Annotated in this window: 1 protein-coding gene; it reads left to right on the forward strand. The window is 44.3% G+C overall.

What is annotated here, in order from left to right:
* Positions 1-995: DUF4815 domain-containing protein (locus ACFINK_RS09325; protein WP_375638907.1), on the forward strand; the 995-nt coding region annotated here is incomplete at both ends.

The following is a 995-nucleotide window of genomic DNA, read 5'->3' on the forward strand; positions in this document are numbered from 1 at the left end:
ATTAAAAGCAATGTTGACTCTAAAGAACCTGTTGCCAAAAAGGGCATGTTTGCAGACCCTTTTCTTGATGATAGTTACAGAGATGAAGGCTTTCAACAAACAGGTGCTGTAGGCAACGGCATTTTACAGCTTGCCATTGATCCAACATTCTATACTGCTCCTTTAAAAGCGCCTGTCACCCTTGACTGGACAAATGAAGTGATCATTGCGCAAGAGTTGACAACGGCTTGCGAAAAAATCAATCCTTATCAAAATTTTGCACCCCTGCCTGGTACAGTAACCCTTGAACCCGCAACAGACTTTTGGCATGAACAACGCACCGATTGGCTCTCGGGTATCACCAATCAAATCATTATGGGAAAACATCGCGGCAGTACCATACGTAGAACAGAAGTAAGCGATAATTTCATCAACACACACCAAGAACAAATCGACTTTTTAAGACAAATTACCCTTCACTTTAAAATTGAAGGTTTTGGCAGTAGCGAAATCTTGGAAAGTCTTACCTTTGATGGTGTGAATGTTTTACCAAAGAGTCTCCTTATTGCCGATAGCAAGGGCACCCTTGAGGGCGCTTTCACGATTCCACAAAATATTACGGCTGGCACAAAAAACGTTGTGGCAAGGGGAAAAGGTGGAACCATTGCAACGGGGCTTTTTACCGGTCAAGGTCTGATTGATGTGAAAGTGATGCGGCGCACCACCACGGTGAAGATATGGACGCAAGTGGACCCACAAGCGCAAGTTTTTACCCCCGATGAAACACGGCAAATCACCGGTATTGACTTTCATCTTTGCAAAATCGGCAATCAGAACCATGATTTGGTGATTGATTTGGTGACCACAGAAAACGGCTATCCTACCGCCGATATTCAAGCGCAAAGCTTTTATTCTATGAAGGGCGCAAAGCTAGGTTGGGCAGAAGCACGCTATGATGTACCACTCCTTGTGATGGATGACCGCTTAACGGCTTTTGTCATTAAAACCGATGATGC

It is taken from the genome of Bartonella sp. AA16NXGY, from assembly GCF_042197325.1.
GTDB lineage: Bacteria > Pseudomonadota > Alphaproteobacteria > Rhizobiales > Rhizobiaceae > Bartonella.